The sequence below is a fragment of the Microtetraspora sp. AC03309 genome (assembly GCF_020826795.1).
GTDB lineage: Bacteria > Actinomycetota > Actinomycetes > Streptosporangiales > Streptosporangiaceae > Microtetraspora > Microtetraspora glauca.
In genome coordinates this window covers 1-467 of the sequence record NZ_JADDIL010000492.1, presented here as the reverse complement: position 1 = coordinate 467, position 467 = coordinate 1, and the positions used below count along the sequence as shown (strand labels likewise).

The window sequence follows — 467 nt, the reverse complement described above, 5'->3', positions numbered from 1 at the left end:
GAATTCGGTTGGCAGCTGCTGCGCCGTGAATCGGTCAGGCCCGCACTGTGGGGATTCGTCGGCGTCGCGGCCTGTGCGCTGCTGGCACTGGTGACCGGCCAGGCCAAGGACTTCTACCTTCCGGGTATCTGGATGTCCTTGGCATCGGCCATCGTGATGACCGGCTCGATCCTCGTCAGGCGCCCGCTGGTCGGGGTCATCTGGGCGTGGGCCACCGGTCGCGACGGCACCTGGCGCCAGGTACCCGGAGTGCGGCTGGTCTTCAATGTCGTCACCGCGGTCCTGGCGACGGTGTCCTGGTCGCGCTTCCTGGTGCAGAACTACCTCTACGACACCGGTCAGGAAGGACTGCTCGCAGTCGCACGGCTGGCGATGGGCTGGCCGTTGTTCGTGGTCACCACGACGCTGGTCCTGCTCAGTGCCCGCTACGCAATTCGGGCGTTGCCGCGCTCGGCATCCTGACCGGT

The 467-nt window shown here is 66.8% G+C and carries 1 protein-coding gene; it reads left to right on the top strand.

Annotated features, from left to right (window positions below):
- The coding region (locus IMZ11_RS44010; protein WP_228649689.1) for a DUF3159 domain-containing protein at nucleotides 1–462 on the top strand (462 nt) is incomplete at its 5' end.
- Between the last annotated feature and the right edge of the window lie 5 nt (nucleotides 463–467).